This is a genomic window from Enterobacter sp. SECR19-1250, from assembly GCF_013391025.1.
GTDB lineage: Bacteria > Pseudomonadota > Gammaproteobacteria > Enterobacterales > Enterobacteriaceae > Enterobacter > Enterobacter cloacae.
Window position 1 is genome coordinate 1 of record NZ_JACASJ010000195.1, and the last position, 4,070, is coordinate 4,070.

The 4,070-nt window shown below is 55.3% G+C and carries 3 protein-coding genes and 1 pseudogene; 2 read left to right on the forward strand and 2 right to left on the reverse strand.

Annotated features, from left to right (window positions below):
- Positions 1–49: 49 nt before the first annotated feature.
- Positions 50–274, forward strand: a pseudogene (locus tag HX884_RS25500) (LysR substrate-binding domain-containing protein); the annotation flags it as partial.
- A 70-nt stretch (positions 275–344) separates the two neighbouring features.
- A complete protein-coding gene (locus HX884_RS25505; protein WP_178328976.1) occupies positions 345–860 on the forward strand; it encodes a protein disulfide oxidoreductase in 516 nt (171 codons plus the stop codon).
- 36 nt (positions 861–896) lie between these two features.
- On the opposite strand, the gene HX884_RS25510 is transcribed toward HX884_RS25505, so the two are convergent.
- Together HX884_RS25510 and HX884_RS25515 are read right to left on the reverse strand one after the other, a co-directional pair.
- Positions 897–2,363, reverse strand: a complete 1,467-nt coding sequence (locus HX884_RS25510) for an aspartate aminotransferase family protein (RefSeq protein WP_178328977.1) — start codon at positions 2,361–2,363, stop codon at positions 897–899.
- Between the two features lie 18 nt (positions 2,364–2,381).
- Positions 2,382–3,758 carry a diaminobutyrate--2-oxoglutarate transaminase gene (locus HX884_RS25515; RefSeq protein WP_013097916.1) on the reverse strand — a complete coding sequence of 459 codons (1,377 nt, stop codon included), beginning with the start codon at positions 3,756–3,758 and terminating at the stop codon, positions 2,382–2,384.
- Positions 3,759–4,070 lie beyond the last annotated feature (312 nt).

Genomic DNA, 4,070 nt, shown 5'->3' on the forward strand with positions numbered 1-4,070 from the left:
TTGACATATCAGGGACTATTCCATTTCATCGTCCAACAAAATGGGTGCAGTACACTATATCGAGACATTATACGGGCTGGTGCGCTCGAAGCTTGCCGTGGGGATATTGCCTCAGCTTTATACCACCCACCTGCAGGACCCGCAGCTTAAGGTGGTTCACCTTCAGCAACCGGCCCTGGCGCGCACGGTGGCGCTGATGCGTGCCCCGCAGGCGCTGCCTCCGCTCATTGAGTCCTGCTTTACCCTGATGGTTGATACCTTACGCACCAGGTAGGACGACACTTCTTTACAGCGAAACGGCGCGCAGCTCGCTAAGATGACTTTCGTTAAATCACGAGGTCACAATGGAAAACCGCAAATTCAGCCAACTGCGCCGCTGGGCGCGGGAAGGGATCATACTCGTACTGCTGGCGCTGGCCGTGATGTGGGGTGTGGATCAGTACCGCAAGCCGACATTACCCGCCACGTTTAGCGCTACCCCAATGCAGGGCATTGATGGCTCAGTACATGACATTGCCGCACTCAGTCAGGATCGGCCGCTGCTGATTTACGTCTGGGCGACCTGGTGCAGCATCTGTCGCTATACCACGCCTGCGGTCAATAGGCTGGCGGAAGAGGGCGGGAACGTGGTGAGTATTGCCATGCGCTCTGGTGATGACGCTAAGCTTGCGCGCTGGGTCGAAAAGAAGCAGCTGAAAATGCCGGTGATTAATGACGAAAACGGTGCGCTGTCACAGCAATGGCAGGTTAGCGTAACGCCGACGCTGGTGCTGGTCTCTAATGGCAATGTCGTCAGTACAACAACGGGCTGGACAAGCTACTGGGGATTGAAAGTCAGGATGTGGTGGGCAGGGTTATAAAAATAGCCCCTCTCCCGGTGGAAGAGGGGCTGTGTATTACTTCGCCAGAACTTCCTGCGCAGTACGCTCAACCAGAGACAGCAGGGTTTTGATATCCTCCAGCGTCACGGTTGGGTTCAGCAGCGTCAGCTTCAGACAGGTCACGCCGTTATGCTCGGTCACGCCGACGTTTGCACGGCCGGACTCCAGCAGCGCATCACCAATTTTCTGGTTCAGCAGGGCGATACCTGCATCATCTGCCTGCACCTCGCCACGGAAGCGGAACAGCACGCTTGCCAGCTGTGGCTGCATAACCAGTTCCAGAGCGGGCTGCTCTTTCACATAAGCTGCAACCTGCTGCGCCAGCGTCACGCCGTGATCGATAATCGCCGCGTATTGCTCCTGACCCAGCGCTTCCAGGCTCATCCACAGCTTCAGCGCGTCGAAACGGCGTGTGGTCTGCAGCGATTTGGATACCAGGTTCGGCACGCCGGCTTCTTCGTCGAACTCAGAGTTCAGGTAAGCCGCCTGATAGCGCATCAGTTCATAGTGGCGCGCTTCCTTCAGCAGGAATGCGCCGCAGCTGATGGTCTGGAAGAACTGTTTGTGGAAGTCCAGAGTAACGGAATCCACCAGTTCAATGCCGTCCAGGTAGTGACGATACTGCTCAGACATCAGCAGTGCGCCGCCCCAGGCCGCATCAACGTGTACCCAGATGTTCTGCTTCGCCGCCAGTTCAGCAATGGCACGCAGCGGGTCAATAGCACCGGCATCGGTGGTCCCGGCTGTCGCGACAATCGCCAGGATCTGTTCGCCGTTGGCGTTGCACTGCTCGATTTTCGCCGCCAGATCGGTCAGATCCATGCGAGAGAATTCGTCAGTTTTCACCTGCACGACGGACTGATAACCCAGCCCCATCAGCGCCATGTTTTTCTGCACGGAGAAGTGCGCGTTTTCGGAGCACAGTACGCGGATCTTACGCAGATCGCCCGTCAGACCATCCTGCTGGACAGAGTGGCCCTGACGTGCGAAGAACGCATCACGTGCCAGCATCAGACCCATCAGGTTGCTCTGGGTGCCGCCGCTGGTGAAGACACCCGCGTCGCCAGCCTGATAACCCACGCGGGTACGCAGCCATTCGATCAGTTTGATCTCAATAATGGTTGCGGACGGGCTTTGATCCCAGGAGTCCATGCTCTGGTTAGTGGCGTTAATCAGCACTTCCGCCGCCTGGCTAACGACCAGGCTTGGGCAGTGCAGGTGCGCCACACACTGCGGGTGATGAACGGACAAACTGTCTTTCAGGAAAAACTCCACGGCGCGTTCAATCGCCGCTTCGTTGCCCAGCCCTTTCGGGGTGAAATCCAGCTTAATGCGGTCGCGCAGTTCCGCGACCGTTTTGCCCTGATACATCTCAGGCTGTTTCAGCCACTGCATCACAGCCTGAGTGCTTTGTTCAATCGCCTGCTGGTAAGCTTCAATGCTCTGCGCAGAGGAGAACAAAATTGGGTTTGAATCAGACATCGTAATCAACAACTCCGGTTACGCCGGGCGAACGCCCGCAGCAAGCAGTGCCTGCTCGAATTTATCCAGGAAGACTTTCAGCTCATCATCGCTGATCAGCAGAGAAGGCAGCAGACGCAGAACGATACCGTTACGACCACCGCGCTCCAGAATCAGACCGGCTTCGAAGCACTTCTTCTGAATCAGTGCAGACAGCTCGCCATCACCCGGGAAGCAACCCATGTGGTCAGCGGCTTCGTGTGGTTTAACGATCTCAATACCGATCATCATGCCCAGACCGCGAACGTGGCCGATAACCGGATAGCGTTTCGCCATCTCGTTCAGCTGGCCTTTCAGCCATTCGCCCTGTGCAGCCACTTTGCCAGCGATGTTCTGGTCTTTCAGGATCTTCAGCGTCGTCAGACCGGTTGCCATCGCCAGCTGGTTGCCGCGGAAGGTGCCGGTGTGGTGACCTGGTGCCCATGCATCGAACTGCTTTTTGATACCCAGCACAGCCAGTGGCAGACCGCCACCAACGGCTTTAGACATCACGATGATGTCTGGCTCAATGCCAGCGTGTTCGAACGCGAAGAATTTACCGGTACGGGCAAAGCCTGCCTGAACTTCGTCTAGGATCAGCAGAATGCCGTGTTCCTGAGTCACTTTACGGATGCGCTGCAGCCACTCAACAGGAGCCGGGTTCACGCCGCCTTCACCCTGAACGGCCTCCAGGATTACCGCAGCAGGTTTACGCACGCCGCTTTCAACGTCGTTGATCAGGTTTTCGAAGTAGTAGGTCAGCGCTTTCACGCCCGCTTCACCGCCGATACCCAGTGGGCAACGGTACTGGTGTGGGTAAGGCATGAACTGCACTTCTGGCATCATACCGTCTACCGCTTCTTTCGGAGACAGGTTACCGGTCACGGACAGTGCACCGTGAGTCATACCGTGGTAACCACCCGAGAAGCTGATGATACCGCTACGGCCGGTGACTTTTTTCGCCAGCTTCAGCGCCGCTTCCACGGCGTCAGCACCGGATGGACCGGTGAACTGCAGGCAGTACTCTTTGCCCTGACCAGGCAGCAGAGAGAGCAGGTATTCGGAAAACGCGTCTTTCAGAGGCGTAGTCAGATCCAGAGTATGTAACGGCAAGCCGCTGGTAATGACATTTTGGATGCTTTTCAGCACATCAGGGTGGTTATGGCCAAGCGCGAGGGTGCCTGCGCCTGCTAAACAGTCAAGGTATTCTTTATTATCTGCATCGGTGATCCACACGCCTTCTGCTTTAGTGATGGCTAAAGGCAGTTTGCGCGGATAACTCCTGACGTTAGATTCAAACTCGGCCTGACGGGCCAGATAGGTTTCGTTGCTTTTGTGGGCATCTACGGTGTCAATACGGACTTTATCCGTCATCATATCACTCCTACAACCGCCGCTTCGTTATGAGCCACGATTGAATAAAAAGTTAAAAAACAGATGGGGGCCTGAAAAAAACGCCGCCAATATAGAGCCTTTTGCCACGGGGCTCAATGGTTAATTTGTTTACTGTTTTGTGACATGGGGCACAGGGGACGGAATATCCCCGTTTTGAGAAAGAAAATTATGCGTTATGACAAATAAAAACAGCCGGTTACGTGCTAACTGCCCGGAGGGTAAAATCATAAAAAAGAGTGTTGTAGATTCAACCTGTCAACGCAACACCCTTTTCAATTATCTCTTTCGGTGTTT

Coding starts and splice junctions, on each gene's coding strand:
- HX884_RS25515 (WP_013097916.1), bottom strand. CDS start 3,758: ATGATGACGGATAAAGTCCGTATTGACACCGTAGATGCCCACAAAAGC.
- HX884_RS25510 (WP_178328977.1), bottom strand. CDS start 2,363: ATGTCTGATTCAAACCCAATTTTGTTCTCCTCTGCGCAGAGCATTGAA.
- HX884_RS25505 (WP_178328976.1), top strand. CDS start 345: ATGGAAAACCGCAAATTCAGCCAACTGCGCCGCTGGGCGCGGGAAGGG.